The 22,225-nt window shown below is 61.9% G+C and carries 13 protein-coding genes, 2 tRNA genes and 3 rRNA genes; 11 read left to right on the forward strand and 7 right to left on the reverse strand.

The genetic code is table 11. The features are described 5' to 3' along the window. Nucleotides 1-16 precede the first annotated feature (16 nt). A complete protein-coding gene (gene mltA / locus AQ610_RS02500) occupies nucleotides 17-1,135 on the forward strand; it encodes a murein transglycosylase A (RefSeq protein ID WP_009913696.1) in 1,119 nt (372 codons plus the stop codon). Nucleotides 1,136-1,328: 193 nt separating this feature from the next. Here mltA and paaK read toward each other — a convergent pair whose 3' ends face one another. The 5 genes from paaK to paaN form a co-directional block, all read right to left on the reverse strand. Then, the gene (gene paaK, locus AQ610_RS02505) at nucleotides 1,329-2,627 is read right to left on the reverse strand and encodes a phenylacetate--CoA ligase PaaK (protein WP_006029798.1); all 1,299 of its coding nucleotides are present in this window, start codon (nucleotides 2,625-2,627) and stop codon (nucleotides 1,329-1,331) included. 34 nt (nucleotides 2,628-2,661) lie between these two features. Further along, nucleotides 2,662-3,054: a hydroxyphenylacetyl-CoA thioesterase PaaI gene (gene paaI / locus AQ610_RS02510; RefSeq protein WP_006029797.1), complete on the reverse strand. Its 393-nt coding sequence runs from the start codon at nucleotides 3,052-3,054 to the stop codon at nucleotides 2,662-2,664. A gap of 73 nt (nucleotides 3,055-3,127) precedes the next feature. Beyond that, nucleotides 3,128-3,919: a 2-(1,2-epoxy-1,2-dihydrophenyl)acetyl-CoA isomerase PaaG gene (gene paaG, locus AQ610_RS02515; RefSeq protein ID WP_006029796.1), complete on the reverse strand. Its 792-nt coding sequence runs from the start codon at nucleotides 3,917-3,919 to the stop codon at nucleotides 3,128-3,130. 59 nt (nucleotides 3,920-3,978) lie between these two features. After that, complete coding sequence (gene pcaF / locus AQ610_RS02520; protein ID WP_015600691.1) at nucleotides 3,979-5,181, reverse strand: 3-oxoadipyl-CoA thiolase; 1,203 nt, start codon at nucleotides 5,179-5,181, stop codon at nucleotides 3,979-3,981. Between the two features lie 88 nt (nucleotides 5,182-5,269). Further along, nucleotides 5,270-6,976, reverse strand: a complete 1,707-nt coding sequence (paaN, locus tag AQ610_RS02525) for a phenylacetic acid degradation protein PaaN (RefSeq protein WP_006029795.1) — start codon at nucleotides 6,974-6,976, stop codon at nucleotides 5,270-5,272. Nucleotides 6,977-7,106: 130 nt separating this feature from the next. Between paaN and AQ610_RS02530 the strand changes: the two genes are divergently transcribed. The 6 genes from AQ610_RS02530 (at nucleotide 7,107) to rrf (ending at nucleotide 13,769) form a co-directional block, all read left to right on the forward strand. Continuing rightward, entirely contained in the window at nucleotides 7,107-7,883 is a 777-nt protein-coding gene (locus AQ610_RS02530; RefSeq protein WP_009913691.1) for an enoyl-CoA hydratase, read from the forward strand. A 596-nt stretch (nucleotides 7,884-8,479) separates the two neighbouring features. After that, a 16S ribosomal RNA gene (locus AQ610_RS02540) occupies nucleotides 8,480-10,010 on the forward strand. A 64-nt stretch (nucleotides 10,011-10,074) separates the two neighbouring features. Further along, nucleotides 10,075-10,151: transfer RNA gene (locus tag AQ610_RS02545), tRNA-Ile, on the forward strand. A gap of 37 nt (nucleotides 10,152-10,188) precedes the next feature. Further along, a tRNA-Ala gene (locus AQ610_RS02550) sits at nucleotides 10,189-10,264 on the forward strand. A gap of 329 nt (nucleotides 10,265-10,593) precedes the next feature. Continuing rightward, nucleotides 10,594-13,473: ribosomal RNA gene (locus AQ610_RS02555) — 23S ribosomal RNA — on the forward strand. 183 nt (nucleotides 13,474-13,656) lie between these two features. Continuing rightward, a 5S ribosomal RNA gene (rrf, locus tag AQ610_RS02565) occupies nucleotides 13,657-13,769 on the forward strand. The 16S, 23S and 5S rRNA genes sit together here with 2 tRNA genes alongside, the layout of an rRNA operon. A 159-nt stretch (nucleotides 13,770-13,928) precedes the next feature. Here the strand turns inward: rrf and AQ610_RS02570 are convergent. Then, complete coding sequence (locus tag AQ610_RS02570) at nucleotides 13,929-15,044, reverse strand: ISAs1 family transposase (RefSeq protein WP_015601316.1); 1,116 nt, start codon at nucleotides 15,042-15,044, stop codon at nucleotides 13,929-13,931. Nucleotides 15,045-15,227: 183 nt separating this feature from the next. On the opposite strand from AQ610_RS02570, the gene AQ610_RS02575 reads away from it, so the two are divergent. Beyond that, on the forward strand, nucleotides 15,228-17,303 hold the full coding sequence (locus tag AQ610_RS02575; RefSeq protein WP_009913688.1) for a molybdopterin-containing oxidoreductase family protein: 2,076 nt from the start codon (nucleotides 15,228-15,230) through the stop codon (nucleotides 17,301-17,303). 139 nt (nucleotides 17,304-17,442) lie between these two features. Continuing rightward, the gene (locus AQ610_RS02580) at nucleotides 17,443-19,116 is read left to right on the forward strand and encodes a long-chain fatty acid--CoA ligase (RefSeq protein WP_006025138.1); all 1,674 of its coding nucleotides are present in this window, start codon (nucleotides 17,443-17,445) and stop codon (nucleotides 19,114-19,116) included. A gap of 224 nt (nucleotides 19,117-19,340) precedes the next feature. On the opposite strand, the gene AQ610_RS02585 is transcribed toward AQ610_RS02580, so the two are convergent. Beyond that, a complete protein-coding gene (locus tag AQ610_RS02585) occupies nucleotides 19,341-20,501 on the reverse strand; it encodes a porin (RefSeq protein ID WP_006025139.1) in 1,161 nt (386 codons plus the stop codon). Between the two features lie 280 nt (nucleotides 20,502-20,781). Here AQ610_RS02585 and coq7 point away from each other — a divergent pair, with 280 nt between their 5' ends. Both coq7 and mraZ read left to right on the forward strand, forming a co-directional pair. Further along, on the forward strand, nucleotides 20,782-21,408 hold the full coding sequence (gene coq7, locus AQ610_RS02590; RefSeq protein ID WP_006025140.1) for a 2-polyprenyl-3-methyl-6-methoxy-1,4-benzoquinone monooxygenase: 627 nt from the start codon (nucleotides 20,782-20,784) through the stop codon (nucleotides 21,406-21,408). A 386-nt stretch (nucleotides 21,409-21,794) separates the two neighbouring features. Further along, a complete protein-coding gene (gene mraZ, locus AQ610_RS02595) occupies nucleotides 21,795-22,223 on the forward strand; it encodes a division/cell wall cluster transcriptional repressor MraZ (protein WP_006025141.1) in 429 nt (142 codons plus the stop codon). The last annotated feature ends 2 nt before the right edge of the window (nucleotides 22,224-22,225 follow it).

The following is a 22,225-nucleotide window of genomic DNA, read 5'->3' on the forward strand; positions in this document are numbered from 1 at the left end:
CAACAACGGACATTGTATGGGTTTTGGCCGGCGGCTTGCCGGGTGGGCGGCCGCCGCCGCGGTGGCGGCGCTTCTTGCCGCATGCGGCGGCACGCCGGTGCGGCAGGCGTCGCGGCCCACGGGTGCCGCGATCGTACCAGGGCAGATCGCGGCTGCGCGGCTCACGCCCGTCGCGTGGCAGCAGGTGCCCGGCTGGCAGGACGATAGCCTGATCGGCGCGACGATCGCGCTGCGCCAGAATTGTGCGCGCCTCGCGCGGCAGGCGAACTGGCAGCGCGCGTGCGCGGCCGCCTTGCGGCTCGACGATCTCGACGTCGGCAGCGCCCGCACTTTCTTCGAGACGTACTTCACGCCATTCCAGTTCGCGAACAACGACGGCACGCTCGACGGCCTCGTGACCGGTTATTACGAGCCGCTGCTGCACGGCTCGCGGGTGCGGCGCGGCCCGTATCAGTACGCGCTCTACCGCTGGCCCGCCGGCTACCGCGCGGGCGCGTCGATGCCGGCGCGCGGGCAGCTCATGCGCTCGGGCGCGCTGAACGGCAACGAGCTCGTCTGGGTCGACGATCCGATCGAGGCGTTCTTCCTGCAGGTGCAGGGCTCGGGCCGCGTCGTCCTCGACGACGGCGCAGTGATGCGGGTCGGCTACGGCGGCACGAACAACCAGCCGTACCGCTCGATCGGCAAGTGGCTGCTCGATCATGGCGAACTCGGCGCCGGGCAGGCGACGATGCAAGGAATCAAGGCGTGGGCGCGCGCAAATCCGTCGCGGGTCGATGCGCTGCTCGACACGAATCCGCGATTCGTGTTCTTCCGCGAGATGCCGTCCCAGGAGGACGTGCCCCACGGCGGAGCGGACGGCCCGGTCGGCGCGCTCGGCGTGCCGCTCACGCCGGAGCGCTCGATCGCGGTCGATCCGTCGTCGATCCCGCTTGGCACGCCGGTGTTCCTGCAGACGACGCGTCCGATGACGAATGCGCCGCTCAATCGCCTCGTGTTCGCGCAGGACGTCGGGACGGCGATCAAGGGCGGCGTGCGGGCAGACTACTTCTGGGGGCTCGGCGACGATGCGGGCGACCAGGCCGGCCGGATGAAGCAGACCGGACGGATGTGGCTGCTCTTCCCGAATTCATGATCGGCTCGTGAGTGTGTGCGTGCGCGCGCCGGGCGCGTGAGCGTGATTGCGTGACCGCCTTGAGCATTGCAGCGTTGGGTCGGCGGGCAGATTGCGCGCCGCGTTCGTCCGCATGCCGGGCGGTGCGCTTTGTTTGCGGGTGATCGGCGGTGGGGCGGGGCGCGTACCGCCGTCCGCCGCTATGCGCGAAGTGTCACGGGCGTCGCTTGTCGACGATTCGCCTCGCCTTGCCAACCGAGCGCTCAATGCCGTTGACGGGCAACACGTTGATGATCGCCGTCACGCCGATCAGCGACTTGATGTCGTGAGCGAGCCCGCGGCGTGCGGCGTCGATCGCGGCCGCATCCGGCGCTGTCTCCGGGCAGGGCTCGACGTTGAGCGTCAGCACGTCGAGCGGCCCGTCCTTCGTCAGGACAACCTGATAGTGCGGCGCGAGCGCACGCTGCTTGAGCAATTGCTCTTCGAGCTGGGTCGGAAACACGTTCACGCCGCGCACGATCATCATGTCGTCCGAACGGCCGGTGATCTTTTCCATCCGGCGCATCGTGCGCGCGGTGCCGGGCAGCAGGCGCGTGAGGTCGCGGGTCCGATAACGGACGATCGGCATTGCCTCCTTCGTGAGCGACGTGAACACGAGCTCGCCGAACTCGCCGTCCGGCAGCACTTTGCCGGTGTCGGGATCGATGATTTCGGGGTAGAAGTGATCTTCCCAGATCGTCGGGCCGTCCTTCGTTTCGACACACTCCGACGCGACGCCCGGGCCGATCACTTCGGAGAGCCCGTAGATATCGACGGCGTCGATGCCCATGCGCTTCTCGATCGCGACGCGCATGTCGTTGGTCCACGGTTCCGCGCCGAAGATGCCGATCCGCAGCGAGCACTGGGCGGGATCAAGGTGTTGGCGCTCCATCTCGTCGGCGATCGACAACATGTAGCTGGGTGTCACCATGATGATGTCGGGCTGGAAGTCCTGGATCAGTTGCACCTGCTTTTCGGTCTGGCCGCCACCGAACGGAATCACCGTCAGCCCGGCCCGCTCCGCGCCGTAATGCGCGCCGAGACCGCCCGTGAAGAGGCCGTAGCCGTAGCTCACGTGGACCTTGTCGCCCGGCCGCGCGCCCGCCGCGCGGATCGAGCGGGCGACGAGACTGGCCCACGTGTCGGTGTCTTGCGCCGTGTAGCCGACCACGGTCGGCTTGCCCGTCGTGCCCGACGAAGCATGGATGCGCGAGATGCGCTCCTGCGGCACGGCGAACATGCCGAACGGATAGTTGTCGCGCAGGTCGTTCTTCGTCGTGAACGGAAAGCGGCTCAGATCCGCGAGCGTTTTCAGATCGGTCGGATGCACGCCCGCCTCGTCGAACTTGCGCCGATAGACGGGCGAATTCTCGTATGCGTGCGCGAGTGACCATTTCAGGCGGTCGAGCTGAAGCGCGAGCAGTTCGTCGCGGCTCGCCCGTTCGATCGGTTCGAGCGGAAGCGAGGTTGCCATGATGTCTCCAATATATTTATGTGGTACGTGGACGCTAACGGTCTACAGGGATCACCGTCCCTTTGATTTGGGTCGATTTGCCGCGGAACATCGCGACGGTTTCTCCCGCCCGGTTCGTTACGCGGATATCGTAGATGCCGTGCCGGCCGTTCAGCGTCTGCTCCGTCGCCTCCGCGGTGAGCACGTCGCCGCCTGCCACCGGCTGCAGGAATTCGATCGAGCAGCCGGCTGCGACCGTGTTGACGTTGTACGAGTTGCACGCGAACGCGAACGTCGAATCCGCGAGCGTGAAGATGAGTCCGCCGTGGCAGATCTGGTGGCCGTTCAGGAAATCGGTGCGCACCGGCATGCGCGTGCGCGCGTAGCCCGGCCGCACTTCGAGCAGCTCGATGCCGAGGCCGCGGCTGCAGGCGTCCGCGGCGTACATTGCATTGGCGGTTGCGCGGGCGAGCGCTTCGGCGGAGCGTTCGGCGGCTGCCGTTGGGGAGCGTTCGGCCATCTCAGCGTCCTTCGAAGCGCGGGGCGCGCTTTTCGATGAACGCGCGCACGCCTTCCGCGTAGTCGTACGATTGTCCGAGCTCGCGCTGAAAATCGCGTTCGAGATCGAGCTGCTGGTCGAGCGTATTGGTGACGCCCGCCCGCATCGCTTGCTTGATTGCCGCGATCGCGCGCGTCGGCTGCTGTGCGAGTTGTCGGGCGAGCTGCAAGGCGGTATCCGTGAGTTCGGCATCGTCGACGACGCGCCACACGAGCCCCCAACGCTCGGCCTGTTCGGCGCCGAGTTTGTCGCCCGTGAGCGCGAGGCCGAGCGCGCGGGCGAAGCCTACGCGCTGCGGCAGGAACCACGTGCCACCGGAATCCGGGACGAGGCCGATCTTCACGAACGACTGAATGAAACTGCTCGATTTCGCCGCGATGACGAGATCGCAGGCGAACGCGAGATTGGCGCCCGCACCCGCCGCGGTGCCGTTTACGGCCGCGATGACGGGCAGCGGCAGCGCTTGCAGGCGGCGAATGAGCGGATTGAAATGCGCGTCGATCATGTCGCCGAGATCGGTCATTTCCCCCGGCGTGAAATCGAGGTCGGCAAGATCCTGGCCCGCGCAGAAGCCGCGTCCCGCGCCGGTGAGAATCAATGCGCGCGCGTTGGCGGCCTGCACGTCGTCGAGCGCCGATTGCAACTCGCGATGCATGTCGCGCGTGAAGCTGTTGAGCTTGTCGGGGCGGTCGAGCGTGATCGTCGCTATCCGCGCCGCGGGATCGATTTCGATGCGAATCGCTTGGTAGGACATCGGCTGTCTCCTTATATCTTCGAAATCAACGGGATGCGTCCTTCGCCTGCTGGCCAGCCTTATACGCGTTCGATCGCGATCGCGATGCCTTGCCCGACGCCGATGCACATCGTGCAGAGCGCGAAGCGGCCGCCCGTGCGATGCAGTTGATACGTCGCGGTCGTCACGAGCCGCGCGCCCGACGCGCCGAGCGGATGCCCGAGCGCGATCGCGCCGCCGTTCGGATTCACGCGCGGATCGTCGTCCGCGACGCCCAGCAGCCGCAGCACCGCCAGCCCTTGCGAGGCGAACGCCTCGTTCAGCTCGATCACGTCGAACTGCGCAAGCGTCATCCCGAGCCGCGCGAGCAGCTTCTGCGTCGCCGGCGCCGGGCCGATCCCCATCACCCGCGGCTCGACGCCCGCCGTCGCGATCCCCAGCACGCGCGCGCGCGGCGCGAGGCCGTGACGCCGCGCGGCCGCCTCGCTCGCGACGAGCAGCGCGCATGCGCCGTCGTTCACGCCCGACGCGTTGCCCGCCGTCACCGTGCCGTCCGCCCGCACGACGCCCTTGAGCTTCGCGAGCGCGTCGAGCGTCGTCTCGCGCGGATGCTCGTCGCGCGCCACGACGAGCGGCTCGCCCTTCTTCTGCGCGATCGTCACCGGCACGATCTCCTGCGCGAGCGTGCCGTCGGCCTGCGCGCGCGCCGCCTTCTGCTGGCTGCGCAGCGCGAACGCGTCCTGGTCGGCGCGGCTCACGCGGTAGTCGGCCGCGACGTGCTCGGCCGTCTCCGGCATCGAATCGACGCCGTACTGCTGTTTCATCAGCGGATTGACGAAGCGCCAGCCGATCGTCGTATCGAAGATCTCGGCCTGCCGCGAGAACGCGCTCGTCGCCTTGCCCATGACGAACGGCGCGCGGCTCATGCTCTCGACGCCGCCCGCGATCATCAGGTCCGCCTCGCCCGCCTTGATCGCGCGCGCGGCGATGCCGATCGCGTCCATCCCGGAGCCGCAGAGGCGGTTGACCGTCGCGCCGGGCGCGGCGTGGGGCAGGCCGGCGAGCAGCAGCGACATGCGCGCGACGTTGCGGTTGTCCTCGCCGGCCTGGTTCGCGCAGCCGTAGACGACATCGTCGACGGCGGCCCAGTCGACGTCGCGGTTGCGCTCGACGAGCGCCTTGAGCGGCACCGCGCCGAGATCGTCGGCCCGCACCGGGGCCAGCGCGCCGCCGTAGCGGCCGATGGGCGTGCGGATTGCGTCACACAGGAATGCTTCGGTCATGTCGAATTCCGGCAAAGGTGAACCCGCGAGCGGGCGGGTTCATTCATGGTAGTGAACGATCGCGTGATCGGCAGCTCGGCCGAACGGGCTATGCTGTTTGGCCAGCTTCCGCAGGAACGGCCCTCGGCGCAACATGGTGCCTGCTCTGCACGACGCGGAAGCGGTTCGCGACGAACGCGGCGTCGGCGAGCGACGCGTTCGCGGCCGGATTGGCGCCCGTGCCGTGGAAGTCGGAGAACGCCGCCGATTGATTGACGAACACGCCGCCCGTCAGATTGATCGACAGCGCGACGCCGCCGCGTACCGCCGCTTCGTGCGCCGCTTCGACGACGGCGTCGTCCGTGCTATAGACGGACAGCGTGAGCGCGCCGTGCTCGGCCGCGATCGAGCCGGCGAGATCGAGCGATTGCGCGGTCGAATCGGTCGCGATGACGAACGAGATCGGACCGAACCATTCCTGCGTGTACTTTGCGCGATCCGCGACGTCGAGCTGCAGCACGAGCGGCGTGCGCACGCGTGCATCCTTGAATGCCGGATGCTCGAGGGCCTGGCTGTCGGCGAGAATGCGGCCGAGCTTGCGCGCGTCGTCGATGCGAGCCGCGACGCCTTCGTTCTGAAGTGCACCGATGAGATCGACCGACCGTGCCGGGTCGCCCGTCAGCTTCTGCACGGCGCCGGTGATGGCCTGCGCGACGTCGTCGAAGCCGACGTGCCCTTCCGCGGTGCGGATGCCGTTGCGTGGGACATAGATGTTTTGCGGTGCGGTGCACATCTGGCCGGAGTAGAGCGCGAGCGAGAACGCGATGTTCTTGACGGCGGCTTTCAGATCGTCGACGGAATCGATCACGATCTGGTTGACGCCCGCCTTCTCTGTATACACCTGCGCCTGATGCGCGTTGCGTTCGAGCCAGGTGCCGTTTTGCGAACTGCCGGTGAAATCGATCAGCTTGATTTCCGGACGGCGCGCGAGCTCCTGGACGAGCGCACCGTCGTTTCCTTCGGTCGCGAGCAGCGTGACGACGTTCGGATCGAAGCCGGCTTCGCGCAGCACGTCGCGCGCGATGCGCACGGTGATCGCGAGCGGCAGGATCGCGCCCGGATGCGGCTTGACGATGACCGTGTTGCCGGTCGCGAGATCGGCGAACAGGCCCGGATAGCCGTTCCAGGTCGGAAACGTGCAGCAACCGAGCACGAGCCCCGCGCCGCGCGGCACGATCATGTAGCGCTTGTGCATCGCGAGCGGCGGGTTCTTGCCCTGCGGCTTTTCCCAGTGCGCGTTGGCGGGGATGCGCTGCAGTTCCTGCCATGCGTAGGCGACGGCTTCGAGCGCGCGGTCCTGCGCATGCGGCCCGCCCGCCTGGAACGCCATCATGAACGCCTGTCCGGTGGTGTGCATCACGCTGTACGCGATTTCGAAGCTCGCACGATTCAGCCGGGCGAGGATTTCGAGGCACACGCCAGCCCAGGCGGACGGCCCGGCCTTGCGCCACGCGCTCTGTGCCTGCGCGGCGGCGGCGATCAGTTCGTCGGGCGACGATTTCGGGTAGCGAATGCCGAGCGCGAAACCGTATGGCGAGCGCTCGGCGCCGACCGTTCCGCCCGAGGCGGGCTGATCGAGTTCGAAAGGTTTGTCGAGTCGGGCTTTGAATGCTGCTTCGCCGTCTGCATTGGCGCTTTCCCCGTACACTTTGGGGCTCGGCATCTCGGCGAACGGGCTCCAGTAGCCGCGCGTTTCGATCGTGGAGAGCGCGTGCTTCAGCGTGTCTTCATGCTTCGTGAACAGAGGATGGGTCATGGCGGCAGGCTTGGTGAACGTTGAGGAAGGCGGAGGTTATTAATTAACCGACCGGTTGGTCGAAAAATGTTAGCATCAAATCGTCCGTGCGTGTGCGGCATTTCATGTTTCATTGATCGAGGAGAAGCAGATGGCTTACGAAAACATCCTGGTGGAGACGCGAGGCCGGGTGGGGCTGATTACGCTGAACCGTCCGAAGGCGCTGAACGCGCTGAACGACGCGCTGATGGATGAACTTGGCTTGGCGCTCAAGGCATTCGAGGCGGACGAGGACATCGGCGCGATCGTGCTGACGGGCAGTGAGAAGGCGTTCGCAGCCGGCGCCGACATTGGGATGATGGCGACCTATTCGTATATGGATGTTTTCAAGGGCGACTACATCACGCGCAACTGGGAGACGGTGCGTCAGATCCGCAAGCCGATCATTGCTGCGGTGGCGGGTTTCGCGTTGGGCGGCGGCTGCGAGCTCGCGATGATGTGCGACATCATTTTTGCGGCCGATACGGCGAAGTTCGGCCAGCCCGAAATCAAGCTCGGCGTGTTGCCGGGGGCGGGCGGCACGCAGCGTTTGCCGCGCGCGGTGTCGAAGGCGAAGGCGATGGACATGTGCTTGACCGCTCGCTTCATGGATGCGGAGGAGGCTGAGCGTGCGGGTTTGGTGTCGCGGATATTGCCGGCGGACAAACTGCTGGACGAGGCGATTGCCGCGGCGGCGACGATCGCCGAGTTCTCGCTGCCTGCCGTGATGATGGTGAAGGAGGCGGTGAACCGCGCGTACGAGACGACCTTGTCCGAGGGCGTGCACTTCGAGCGCCGCTTGTTCCATTCGGCGTTTGCAACCGAAGATCAGAAGGAAGGGATGGCGGCGTTCGTCGAGAAGCGCAAGCCCGTCTTCAAGCACCGCTGAACACGGAAGAGCAAAGTGCCGCGCGCTTCCTATGTTTCTTGGCGTGCGGCGCGTGTCTGATAAAGGTGACTGCGTCTCTCGAGTTTTGGGCCTGTTGCGTGCCCGAACTCGAGTCACAAAAATTTTCTCTCAAAAAGAGCTTGCGCGAGGGAGGGGATGTGCATAGAATCACGCCTCTTTCGCGCTACGGCGAACGCGGCGCGAAGGGGGGAGTGGGAAGTCTTGAGCTTGGGCAGTACGGTCGACCGCGAGGACGAACGGAAGCGCGAGACGGCGATGATGAAGTTTCGGTGGCGCGGAGGTAAAAAAGTTGTTGACGCGCTGCGAATAAGTGATCATAATCTCATTTCTCTGCTGCTGACAACGCAGCGCTGCTGAGAAGGCGGTGGCAAGTAGTGAAATCTTCTCGCAGATATGCTCTTTAACAATGAACAGCCGATAAGTGTGGGCGCTTGATGTGGCGGACGATCTTCGGATCGCGAGCAAAAGTATCAAGAGTCTCACACTAAAGTAAGTCAGGTTTGTGAAGCAATTCACGACCTGTCAGCTTTGAGTGAGCGACCGGTTGGAAACAACCGAAAACAGTAACAGGCATTGAACTGAAGAGTTTGATCCTGGCTCAGATTGAACGCTGGCGGCATGCCTTACACATGCAAGTCGAACGGCAGCGCGGACTTCGGTCTGGCGGCGAGTGGCGAACGGGTGAGTAATACATCGGAACATGTCCTGTAGTGGGGGATAGCCCGGCGAAAGCCGGATTAATACCGCATACGATCTGAGGATGAAAGCGGGGGACCTTCGGGCCTCGCGCTATAGGGTTGGCCGATGGCTGATTAGCTAGTTGGTGGGGTAAAGGCCTACCAAGGCGACGATCAGTAGCTGGTCTGAGAGGACGACCAGCCACACTGGGACTGAGACACGGCCCAGACTCCTACGGGAGGCAGCAGTGGGGAATTTTGGACAATGGGCGCAAGCCTGATCCAGCAATGCCGCGTGTGTGAAGAAGGCCTTCGGGTTGTAAAGCACTTTTGTCCGGAAAGAAATCATTCTGGCGAATAACCGGGGTGGATGACGGTACCGGAAGAATAAGCACCGGCTAACTACGTGCCAGCAGCCGCGGTAATACGTAGGGTGCGAGCGTTAATCGGAATTACTGGGCGTAAAGCGTGCGCAGGCGGTTCGCTAAGACCGATGTGAAATCCCCGGGCTCAACCTGGGAACTGCATTGGTGACTGGCGGGCTAGAGTATGGCAGAGGGGGGTAGAATTCCACGTGTAGCAGTGAAATGCGTAGAGATGTGGAGGAATACCGATGGCGAAGGCAGCCCCCTGGGCCAATACTGACGCTCATGCACGAAAGCGTGGGGAGCAAACAGGATTAGATACCCTGGTAGTCCACGCCCTAAACGATGTCAACTAGTTGTTGGGGATTCATTTCCTTAGTAACGTAGCTAACGCGTGAAGTTGACCGCCTGGGGAGTACGGTCGCAAGATTAAAACTCAAAGGAATTGACGGGGACCCGCACAAGCGGTGGATGATGTGGATTAATTCGATGCAACGCGAAAAACCTTACCTACCCTTGACATGGTCGGAATCCTGCTGAGAGGCGGGAGTGCTCGAAAGAGAACCGGCGCACAGGTGCTGCATGGCTGTCGTCAGCTCGTGTCGTGAGATGTTGGGTTAAGTCCCGCAACGAGCGCAACCCTTGTCCTTAGTTGCTACGCAAGAGCACTCTAAGGAGACTGCCGGTGACAAACCGGAGGAAGGTGGGGATGACGTCAAGTCCTCATGGCCCTTATGGGTAGGGCTTCACACGTCATACAATGGTCGGAACAGAGGGTCGCCAACCCGCGAGGGGGAGCCAATCCCAGAAAACCGATCGTAGTCCGGATTGCACTCTGCAACTCGAGTGCATGAAGCTGGAATCGCTAGTAATCGCGGATCAGCATGCCGCGGTGAATACGTTCCCGGGTCTTGTACACACCGCCCGTCACACCATGGGAGTGGGTTTTACCAGAAGTGGCTAGTCTAACCGCAAGGAGGACGGTCACCACGGTAGGATTCATGACTGGGGTGAAGTCGTAACAAGGTAGCCGTATCGGAAGGTGCGGCTGGATCACCTCCTTTCTCGAGCTTAAATCCGCGAAGTTGAGCGCTCACGCTTATCGGCTGTGAATCAGGACAGACTCAGGGGTCTGTAGCTCAGTCGGTTAGAGCACCGTCTTGATAAGGCGGGGGTCGTTGGTTCGAATCCAACCAGACCCACCAATTGTCTGGCGAGAAGGGAACCTGAGTGTCTCTGTACGGGGGCATAGCTCAGCTGGGAGAGCACCTGCTTTGCAAGCAGGGGGTCGTCGGTTCGATCCCGTCTGCCTCCACCACAATCTTCAATGACAAGCGTTCGACTTGAGTCGAATCTTTGTCCTTGGCGATTGAGCCAGTCAGAGTGATGCAGGCAACTGTATCGGCTGTCGTTCTTTAACAATCTGGAAGAAGTAAGTAATTTGGATAGCGGAAGCGTCTTTGAGATGGACGTGGAAGTTATCCGGGTTGTGATTGTATCGATGTATCTCAAGATGATTCGAACCGCAAGGTTGAACTCATACTTGGAATACGGCACAACGCGAGAACTCAACCTGTAACGTACTTTGTATCGGATCCTCGTAAGCGCTAAAGCGCTAACGATGATCGAGAGACAGACTCGTTATAGGGTCAAGCGAACAAGTGCATGTGGTGGATGCCTTGGCGATCACAGGCGATGAAGGACGCGGTAGCCTGCGAAAAGCTACGGGGAGCTGGCAAACGAGCTTTGATCCGTAGATGTCCGAATGGGGAAACCCACTCCTTTTGGAGTATCCATGACTGAATACATAGGTCATGTGAGGCGAACGCGGTGAACTGAAACATCTAAGTAACCGCAGGAAAAGAAATCAACCGAGATTCCCAAAGTAGTGGCGAGCGAAATGGGAAGAGCCTGTACTCTTTATTTGTATTGTTAGCCGAACGCTCTGGAAAGTGCGGCCATAGCAGGTGATAGCCCTGTAGGCGAAAACAGTATGAAAGAACTAGGTGTACGACAAGTAGGGCGGGACACGTGAAATCCTGTCTGAAGATGGGGGGACCATCCTCCAAGGCTAAATACTCGTGATCGACCGATAGTGAACCAGTACCGTGAGGGAAAGGCGAAAAGAACCCCGGGAGGGGAGTGAAATAGATCCTGAAACCGCATGCATACAAACAGTCGGAGCCTCTTCGGGGGTGACGGCGTACCTTTTGTATAATGGGTCAGCGACTTACGTTCAGTAGCAAGCTTAACCGAATAGGGCAGGCGTAGCGAAAGCGAGTCCGAATAGGGCGTTCAGTTGCTGGGCGTAGACCCGAAACCAGGTGATCTATCCATGGCCAGGATGAAGGTGCGGTAACACGTACTGGAGGTCCGAACCCACTAACGTTGAAAAGTTAGGGGATGAGCTGTGGATAGGGGTGAAAGGCTAAACAAACCTGGAAATAGCTGGTTCTCTCCGAAAACTATTTAGGTAGTGCCTCGTGTCTCACCTTCGGGGGTAGAGCACTGTCATGGTTGGGGGGTCTATTGCAGATTACCCCGCCATAGCAAACTCCGAATACCGAAGAGTGCAATCACGGGAGACAGACATCGGGTGCTAACGTCCGGTGTCAAGAGGGAAACAACCCAGACCGCCAGCTAAGGTCCCCAAATATGGCTAAGTGGGAAACGAAGTGGGAAGGCTAAAACAGTCAGGAGGTTGGCTTAGAAGCAGCCACCCTTTAAAGAAAGCGTAATAGCTCACTGATCGAGTCGTCCTGCGCGGAAGATGTAACGGGGCTAAGCCATATACCGAAGCTGCGGATGCGTGCTTGCACGCATGGTAGGAGAGCGTTCCGTAAGCCTGCGAAGGTGCACTGTAAGGTGTGCTGGAGGTATCGGAAGTGCGAATGCTGACATGAGTAGCGATAAAGGGGGTGAAAGGCCCCCTCGCCGTAAGCCCAAGGTTTCCTACGCAACGTTCATCGGCGTAGGGTGAGTCGGCCCCTAAGGCGAGGCAGAAATGCGTAGCTGATGGGAAGCAGGTCAATATTCCTGCACCGTCGTTAGATGCGATGGGGGGACGGATCGCGGAAGGTTGTCCGGGTGTTGGAAGTCCCGGTCGCTGCATTGGAGAAGGCGCTTAGGCAAATCCGGGCGCAGGATTCAAGGGTGTGGCGCGAGCTCCTTCGGGAGCGAAGCAATTGGAAGTGGTTCCAAGAAAAGCCTCTAAGCTTCAGTCTAACGATGACCGTACCGCAAACCGACACAGGTGGGCGAGATGAGTATTCTAAGGCGCTTGAGAGAACTCGGGAGAAGGAACTCGGCAAATTGGTACCGTAACTTCGGGATAAGGTACGCCCTGGTAGCTTGATGCGCCTGCGCGCAGAGGGTGAAGGGGTTGCAATAAACTGGTGGCTGCGACTGTTTAATAAAAACACAGCACTCTGCAAACACGAAAGTGGACGTATAGGGTGTGACGCCTGCCCGGTGCCGGAAGATTAAATGATGGGGTGCAAGCTCTTGATTGAAGTCCCGGTAAACGGCGGCCGTAACTATAACGGTCCTAAGGTAGCGAAATTCCTTGTCGGGTAAGTTCCGACCTGCACGAATGGCGTAACGATGGCCACACTGTCTCCTCCCGAGACTCAGCGAAGTTGAAGTGTTTGTGATGATGCAATCTACCCGCGGCTAGACGGAAAGACCCCATGAACCTTTACTGTAGCTTTGCATTGGACTTTGAACCGATCTGTGTAGGATAGGTGGGAGGCTATGAAACCGGAACGCTAGTTTCGGTGGAGCCGTCCTTGAAATACCACCCTGGTTTGTTTGAGGTTCTAACCTTGGCCCGTGATCCGGGTCGGGGACAGTGCATGGTAGGCAGTTTGACTGGGGCGGTCTCCTCCCAAAGCGTAACGGAGGAGTACGAAGGTACGCTAGGTACGGTCGGAAATCGTGCTGATAGTGCAATGGCATAAGCGTGCTTAACTGCGAGACCGACAAGTCGAGCAGGTGCGAAAGCAGGTCATAGTGATCCGGTGGTTCTGTATGGAAGGGCCATCGCTCAACGGATAAAAGGTACTCTGGGGATAACAGGCTGATACCGCCCAAGAGTTCATATCGACGGCGGTGTTTGGCACCTCGATGTCGGCTCATCTCATCCTGGGGCTGTAGCCGGTCCCAAGGGTATGGCTGTTCGCCATTTAAAGAGGTACGTGAGCTGGGTTTAAAACGTCGTGAGACAGTTTGGTCCCTATCTGCCGTGGGCGTTGGAAGTTTGAAGGGGGCTGCTCCTAGTACGAGAGGACCGGAGTGGACGAACCTCTGGTGTACCGGTTGTGACGCCAGTCGCATCGCCGGGTAGCTATGTTCGGAAGAGATAACCGCTGAAAGCATCTAAGCGGGAAACTCGCCTTAAGATGAGACTTCCCCGGGGACTTGATCCCCTTGAAGGGTCGTTCGAGACCAGGACGTTGATAGGTCGGGTGTGTAAGCGCAGTAATGCGTTCAGCTAACCGATACTAATTGCCCGTAAGGCTTGATCCTATAACAAGTCTGTCTCGATAGCCGTTAGCGCTTCAGCGCTTACGGATATCGAGCGTCGAGTGCAAGGCACTCGACGTACAGCGGTTGAAGTACCGCGTATGTGTGAGATACAACCTCACAACCCAAAATTACTGCTTCTTCCAAGATTGGTTGCGCTGCCAAGCAGCGCAACAACCCTCTTTGCCTGATGACCATAGCGAGTCGGTCCCACCCCTTCCCATCCCGAACAGGACCGTGAAACGACTCCACGCCGATGATAGTGCGGATCCCCGTGTGAAAGTAGGTAATCGTCAGGCTCCTCCTCTTGAAACCCCCGTCCCTCACAGGCGGGGGTTTCGCCTTTTACCCCAGCCTCAACAAAAACAACGCGCGCATTGCGCTCTCTCATGGATGGCGCGCAGCAAGCGCGACCGCTTCGCCGCCTTCGTTCCAGGGCTTCCGCATGAAGAGGCATGTCAGGCAAGGCCGAGGATGGAGTCACGCATAGCGGTATCCCATGCGGCGAGGTTACGGATGTTCTTCAGGCTCACCTTCTTGGGCTGCCGACTCTGAGCCAGCCGGGCGAGATTGAGTGTGATTTTGCGCAGACTGGCCATGTTGCGGGCGGCCAGGGTGTCGCGGATCAGGCTGGCATCCTCGCCCCACGAGACATCGAGGACCCAGTGCAGTTGGTTTTCGATGCCCCAATGAGCACGGATGACCGGAGCCATCTCAGTTGCTTTCACCGCTTTCGAGCTGATGTAGTAACAGCGCTCGGTCGTCACTTTCTCGCCAATCTGGCGTGTGCGCTCAAGCATCACCAGCCGCTGGAGACCCGCCCAGTGCTGTCCTGTCCCGCTCAGCCACGCCACATCATCGCTGACCCGGCAAACCCGGGTCTCCAGCCGCCCGTGGCCTTTGTCATGTTCGGTGTGCTCCCAGTACGAGCTTTCGAGCTTGCCGTCCTGGGCAGCCGCAAACCACTGGCGCACGCCTTCGGCCAGTCGCGGCTGATTGTCCTTGACCGCCAGAACGTAGTCGGCCCCGGCCTCCACGATCGTGCGTGCGATCTCGTGCTGCGTGCCGATCGCGTCGATCGTTATCGTCGCGCCCTGCAAATCGAGCGCGGCCAGCAATTCCGGGATCGCCGTGATCTCATTGCTCTTATCGGCCGTGCTCACTTGCCCGAGGCTCAAGCCGTTGTTCGAGCACCATGCCGACACCAAATGCAGCGCCGCATGCGTGCCGCTACGGTTGCCGCGCACCGCCTTGCCGTCAATCGCCACATGCTGGCCAGCCAGCGCCGGACACAGTTGCCCGACCCAGTCGATGAAGCAGCGCTCAAACGCTTTCGCACTGAGCGCGCCGAATACCCGGCGAAACGTATCGGGCGACGGCACGCCGTTCTCATACGCCAGATGGCTACGCAGCCAAGCAAGCTGCGTGCGGCCCCACAGTGTCATCGTTTCCCAGTCCTCCACGCCGCATAAAACCGCGCACAGGGCGGCAAACAGGATTTCCTGCAACGGATAACGGCAGGCGCGGCAGCGCGGGTCCCGCAGTTCGGCAAACGCGTCCATGATCGTTGGCATCTCTCGTCCGGCAAAAATCGAGAGTAAACCTGAGACGCCAAATGTTTACAACAACCTTTTCCGCTCTCAGCCTTGATTCGTGCGGGCCTTCATGCGGAAGCCCTGGCCTTCGTTCCGACTCGAAACTTTCCATATCTGCCAAGCGGTAAAATTGCCGAATCGATAAAAAAACGGCGTACAAACATGACTCCCCCTGCACAATTCGCCCGCGCAGTTTGTCCGCACGATTGTCCCGATACTTGCGCAATTCGCGTCACGGTCGAAAACGGCAGAGCCATCAAGGTCGCTGGCGACCCCGATCATCCGCCTACTCAAGGCGTGCTTTGCACCAAGGTGAGCAGATACGCGGATCGCGTGCATCACCCGGAGCGGCTCACGGTGCCGCTCAAGCGAGTCGGCAGGAAAGGAGAAGGCCGATTCGAGCCGATCAGTTGGGACGAGGCGAACAGAGTGGTGGCGGAGCGCCTATTGGAAGTTGCTCGTCGGGCACCGGAAGCCATCATTCCCTACAGCTATGCCGGAACGATGGGGCTCATTCAGGGCGAGAGCATCGCCCAACGCTTCTTCAACAAGCTCGGCGCATCGCGCCTTGAAAGAACGATCTGCTCGGCGGCCGGCGCGGCAGGGCTGCGCTACACGTACGGCGCCAACGTCGGGATGCACTTCGAATTCTTCGAGGAAAGCGAACTGATCCTGATCTGGGGCGCGAATCCGATTGCCTCCAATCTGCATTTCTGGACGCGCGCTCAAGAAGCGAAGCGTCGCGGCGCGCGCCTGATCGCGATCGATCCGTATCGATCGCTGACAGCGGAAAAATGCCATCAGCACATCGCGCTGAAGCCGGGCACGGACGGCGCGTTTGCGCTCGGCGTCATGCACGTATTGATCGAAGACGACCTCGTCGATCAGGACTACATCCGCGCCTACACGCTCGGCTTCGACGCGCTGAAAGCGCGCGCACTGAGTTATCCGCCTGAGCGGGTGGCCGAAATCTGCGGCGTGACGGTTGCGGAAATCGTAGAGCTGGCGCGCCTCTACGGACGCACGCGAAAGGCTTCGATCCGCCTCAATTACGGCATGCAGCGCGTGCGCGGCGGCGGCAACGCCGTCCGCGCGATTGCCTGCCTGCCGGCGCTCACGGGCGCATGGCGCGACCGCGCCGGCGGCTTGCTCTTGTCGTCGTCCGAGTGGGCGCCCGTCGACGCCGCCGCCATTGGCCGTCCTGATCTGCTGCCGGGCTGGCCGAGCAAGCTGCCGCGTTCGATCAACATGAATGCAATTGGCGACGCGTTGCTGCATCCTGGCGATCGGGAATTCGGGCCGAAGATCGAAGCGATCGTCGTATACAACTCGAATCCGGTTGCGGTCGCACCCGATTCGGCGAAGGTCGCGGCCGGCTTCGCGCGAGAGGACCTGTTCACGGTCGTTCTCGAGCATTTCAAGACAGATACCGCCGATTACGCCGATATTCTGCTGCCCGCGACGACGCAGCTCGAGCATCTCGACGTCCATAAATCGTACGGACATACCTACGTGATGGCGAATCTGCGGTCAATTGCGCCGGTCGGCGAGGCTCGGCCGAACACCGAAATTTTCCGCGGCATTGCGCGCGACATGGGGCTCGACGAGCCGGCGCTGTACGACGATGACGAAACGCTCGCTCGCGCGTCGTTGCGCTGGCACGATGTGTCGCTGCAAAGCGACTGGGACACGCTCAAACAGGCGGGCTGGCTCAAGTTGAAGCTTGCCGACGCGCCGTTCGCGAACGGCGGCTTTCGGACGCCGTCCGGAAAGTGCGAGTTCTACAGCGAACGCCTCGTCGACATGGGGCTCGATCCATTGCCGGACTACTTGCCGCCGCACGAGTCGACGGACGGCTCGCCGGAACTGGCCGCCCGCTATCCGCTCGCGATGATCTCGCCGCCCGCCCGTCATTTCCTGAACAGTACGTTCGTCAACGTCGCGAGCCTGCGCACGGCGGAGGGAGAGCCGCACCTCGACATTCATCCGGCCGATGCCGCGCGACGCGACATCGCCGACGGCGACGCAGTGCGCATCTTCAACGATCGCGGTTCGCTCCGGGCAAAGGCCCGCGTGACTGATCGCGCGCGCGAAGGGCTCGTCGTTGGCCTGTCGATCTGGTGGAAAAAGCTTGCGCCGGACGGGCGCAACGCGAACGAGGTGACGAGCCAGGCCCTGACCGATCTTGGGCGCGGTGCAACCTTCTACGACTGCCTGGTCGAGGTCGAACGGGCATGACGCAATTCGACGACGTCCCTCACGGCATCGTTACGCAAAGTGGAAAGGAGTGTCTAACACGGTTGTCTGGACCGGGCCGACCCGTTACGATGCCAATTTTTAGCACGACCATTCGAAAATCAGTGAGGAGACGCGCCGCATGGATAAAATTTGGCTGAAATCGTACCCGCCCGGTGTCCCGGCTGAAATCGACGCGTCCCAGTATTCGTCCGTTCCCGATCTGCTCGAAGAGAGCTTCGGCCTTTATCGGGATCGGCAGGCGTTCATCTGCATGGGCAAGGCGATCACTTACGGCGAACTGGACACGCTCTCGCGCAAGCTCGGCGCGTGGCTGCAGTCCCGCGGCCTGCCGCGCGGCGCGCGGGTTGCGATCATGATGCCGAACGTGCTTCAGTATCCGGTGACGATCGCCGCCGTGCTGCGCGCGGGCTACACGGTCGTCAACGTCAATCCGCTCTACACGCCGCGCGAGCTCGAGCATCAACTGAAGGACAGCGGCGCCGAGGCGATCGTGATCCTCGAGAATTTCGCGACGACGCTGCAGTCGGTGATCGCGAAGACGTCGGTCAAGCATGTCGTCGTCGCCGCGATGGGCGATCTGCTCGGCCTGAAGGGCATCCTCGTCAACTACGTCGTGCGTCGCGTGAAGAAGATGGTGCCGGCGTGGAGCCTGCCTTCGTACACGCGCTTCAACGCGGCGCTCGCTGCGGGCGGCCGGCAGACGCTCAAGCCGGCAAAGCCCGCGCCCGACGATGTCGCCTTCCTCCAGTACACGGGCGGCACGACGGGCGTCGCGAAGGGCGCGACGCTGCTTCATCGCAACATCGTGTCGAACGTGCTTCAGGCGCAGGCCTGGCACGAGCCGGCGTACTCGAAGCGCCCGGAAGTGAAGCAGTTCATCACCGTGATCGCGTTGCCGCTCTACCACGTGTTCGCGTTGACCGTCTGCGGGCTGCTGACGCTGCGCACGGGCGGCACGGGGATCCTGATTCCGAATCCGCGCGACATCGCCGGCATGATCAAGGAGCTGAAGGGCTACCCGATCATCACGATTCCGGCCGTCAACACGCTCTACAACGCGCTGCTCAACCATCCGGACTTCGATCAGCTCGACTTCTCGAAGCTCGCGGTCGCGAACGGCGGCGGGATGGCGATCCAGGAAAGCGTCGCGAAGCGCTGGTACGACAAGACGAAGACGCCGATCGTCGAGGGCTACGGCTTGTCGGAGACGTCGCCCGTCGCCACTTGCAATCCGGTCACGGCGACCGACTATAGCGGCACGATCGGCCTGCCGCTGCCGTCGACCGAGATCGCGATCCGCGACGACGCGGGCGACGACGTGCCGCTCGGCCAGCCGGGCGAGATCTGCATTCGCGGCCCGCAGGTGATGGCGGGCTACTGGAACCGCCCGGACGAAACCGAGAAGGTCATGATGCCGGACGGCTTCTTCAAGACGGGTGACGTCGGTGTGATGGACGCGCGCGGCTACGTGAAAATCGTCGACCGGAAGAAGGACATGATTCTCGTGTCGGGCTTCAACGTCTACCCGAACGAGGTCGAGGATGTCGTCGCCTCGCACCCGGGCGTGTTCGAAGTCGCGGCGGTTGGCGTGCCCGACGAGCATTCGGGCGAGGCGGTGAAGCTCTTCGTCGTCAGGAAGGACCCGGCGCTCACCGACAAGGACCTGATCGCGTACTGCAAGGACCGGCTCACCGGCTACAAGCGGCCGAAGTACGTCGAATTCCGCGCCGATCTGCCGAAGACCAACGTCGGCAAGATATTGCGGCGCGAGTTGCGCAACGGCAAGGCGTAACGAGCGCGGCCGTCGCCGTCGCCGTTGTTTCGGGCGGGCTTCGTCGCCTGGCTCGAAGCGGCGGGCGCTCGATGCGGGCGCGAACCGCTCGCTGGCCGCGATCCGGATCGTTCTTGTCCGAAAGGGCCGCCGGCTCCGTGCCGAGCCGCTCTTTCCCGCAGTCGAGGCGATAAAAAAGGCGCCCGAGGGCGCCTTTCAAGTGACTGCCGAGTGTTACCTGCTTATTAGAACTTGTGGCGGATGCCGATGCGCGCCGCGAACTGGTTGCGGTTCGACGACGGCGTCAGGCCGTTGATCGCGGCGGTCGCCGGGCCGACCGTGTTGCCGTCGGCTTCGATCACGTTGCCCGAAGCGTGCTGGTACACGCCGATCGCGTAGACATCGGTGCGCTTCGACAGGAAGTAGTCGACGCCGACCGAGCCCTGGTGATACTTGGCCGCGGACGAGCCGGCGATCTTGCTGCCTTGCGTGTAGTCATACGCCACGCCGGCGAGCAGCGTCGGGGTCAACTGATACTTGAAGTTGATTTCCGCGTTGTTGAACGTCGCGGTCTGGTTCGGGAACACCGTGCTCGCGAAGTTCATGAACTTGATGTTCGAGTACGTGGCGCCGATCGTCGCCGCGCCGAACGAATAGGCGCCGCCCGCACCGATCACCTGGTACGTGTGGGCCGACGCGTAGCCTGCGTAGACCGGGGTCGTCACGGCAGCCGGCGTGCTCGACGTCGTGTTGTTGCCGAACAGGCCACCCGCGGTCGACGGCGTGCGCGCATTCAGGTAGCCGACGCCCAGCACGAGCGGGCCGTTCGTGTAGCCTGCGCCGAGCGACCAGGTCTGGTTGCGGCTGAAGTCGCCGGCAACGCCGCCGAAGCTGTACAGGCCGCCGAACGTGAAGCCGCCGTAGTTCGCGCTCGTGAACTTGACAGCGTTGTTTACGCGATACGCGTTGTTGAAGTTGTCGAGATCGCCCGGGTGAGCGGCGATGTAGCCGCCCCACTGGTCACCCACTTCCAGCGGGCCGACGAAGTCGACGACGGAGTCGTACTGACGGCCGAGCGTGACGGTGCCGAAGCCGCTCGACAGGCCGACGTACGCCTGACGGCCGAATTCGAGGCCGCCCTGGTTCAGTTTGCCCGAGTTCACGTCGAAGCCGTTTTCGAGGACGAACAGAGCCTTCAGGCCGCCGCCCAGGTCTTCCGTGCCGCGCAGGCCCCAGCGGCTACCCTGCATGACGCCGCTCGACAGGTTGTACAGGTGCTTGCCGCCTGCGTTGGTGTTGATGTTGAAGCCTTCGTCGATAATGCCGTACAGCGTCACGCTGCTTTGCGCGTGAGCCGCGCCAGCAAACGCGCTCAGCGCGACGAGCGCGAGAAGCGACTTTTTCATTAAAAGATCTCCAAGGATGACAAATTTATTGTGGCGGGCCGATGATTGTTTTTGATGGCGATACCCGCGTGAACTTCGAATGAAGCCGCTCGTAATGTAGCAAAAGGACTTTTTGGGACAAAGAGAAAGAGCGATACGCGCGTCTCCCATGTTTCCTTTATGCAACAATGGTTAAAATCACGGGTTAACCGCTATTTTCGAGCGCTACCGTCGTAGGTAGCCGCAATAAAATTGTTACGAATTCCTTACTGCGTGCAAGGTGCCCGCACGGAGAAACGCGATGGTGTTTGACGAGTTGATCACTGAATTTGACCGGGGGCTGCGCTCGATCACGGGCGTGAGCCGGATGAGCCGCCCGGTGCCCGTGCCCGCCGCCGCGGCGCCTGCCGAGCTTTCCGCCGCCGAGCGCAAGCATGCGGCCGGGCTGATGCGGGTGAATCACGTCGGCGAAGTCTGCGCGCAGGCGCTCTATCAGGCGCAGAAGCTCACGACGTCTTCGGCCGGGCTGAAGGAGATGTTCGAGCATGCGGCGCGCGAGGAGGAGGACCATCTCGCGTGGACCGCGCATCGTCTGAAGGATCTCGATTCGCGGCCGAGCCTGCTCAATCCGCTGTGGTATGCGGGCGCGCTCGCGATCGGCGTCGTTGCCGGACGTCTCGGCGACAAGGTGAGCCTGGGCTTCATGGCCGAGACGGAGCGGCAGGTCGAAAGTCACCTCGACAGCCATCTGTCGGAGTTGCCGGTCGCCGACGCCGAGTCGCGCGCGATCGTCGAGCAGATGCGCGCCGACGAGGTCAAGCACGGCAAGACGGCGACCGACGCGGGCGGCATCGAACTGCCGATGCCGGCGCGCATGCTGATGCGCGCCGCGTCCAAAGTCATGACAAGCACTGCATACTATTTGTGAGACATGCGCCGGGACGGCCGCATTCGCGGCGTCCCGGCTGACGACGGAAACCCGCTTCTCTCCCCGCGCTTTCCCCCCTCCGAAATGCCTGCCGCCGCGCCTACCTGGGGCGCGCTTTTCATGTACCACTTTCACAAGATGCACTAGCTCATTCATTTATAACGTTTTTTGCTATGAGGGTCAGCTTGAGGAGGCGAGCGTAAGTCCTTGTTCTAACTAACAAAATTCGTCAAAAAAACGGCCGGCTCCCTTGACCGCCCATAGGCGTTCCTCTAAAGTGGGAGACAGTGTGAGAAAGTGTATTTTTGTGTGATTTGCCGGGCTTTTCCGGCTAGATTCTCAGCATTGTGCGGGTACTTCGGTGCCCTGATCGGGAGAGCGGAAAAGTGTTCCAAGGGGCGTCGGCGCTGACGCTCGATGCGAAAGGACGGATGTCGGTGCCGTCCCGCTATCGCGAAGCGCTGCAAGGGCAGGCAGAAGGACGGGTGACTGTGACCAAGCACCCGGACGGCTGCCTGTTGCTGTTTCCGCGCCCCGAGTGGGAGGTGTTCCGCACGAAGATCGCCGCGTTGCCGATGGATGCGCATTGGTGGCGCCGCATTTTTCTCGGCAACGCGATGGACGTCGATCTCGACGGCGCGGGCCGGATCCTGGTGTCTCCCGAGCTGCGGATGGCAGCCGGGCTGGAAAAGGAAGTCATGTTGCTGGGAATGGGAAGTCACTTCGAGCTGTGGGACGCGCAGACCTACACCGCGAAGGAGCAGGCGGCGATGGCGCAGGGCATGCCCGAGGCGCTGAAGAATTTCACGTTCTGATT

Origin of the sequence: Burkholderia humptydooensis (genome assembly GCF_001513745.1) — a bacterium.
In the GTDB taxonomy this organism is placed as follows: domain Bacteria; phylum Pseudomonadota; class Gammaproteobacteria; order Burkholderiales; family Burkholderiaceae; genus Burkholderia; species Burkholderia humptydooensis.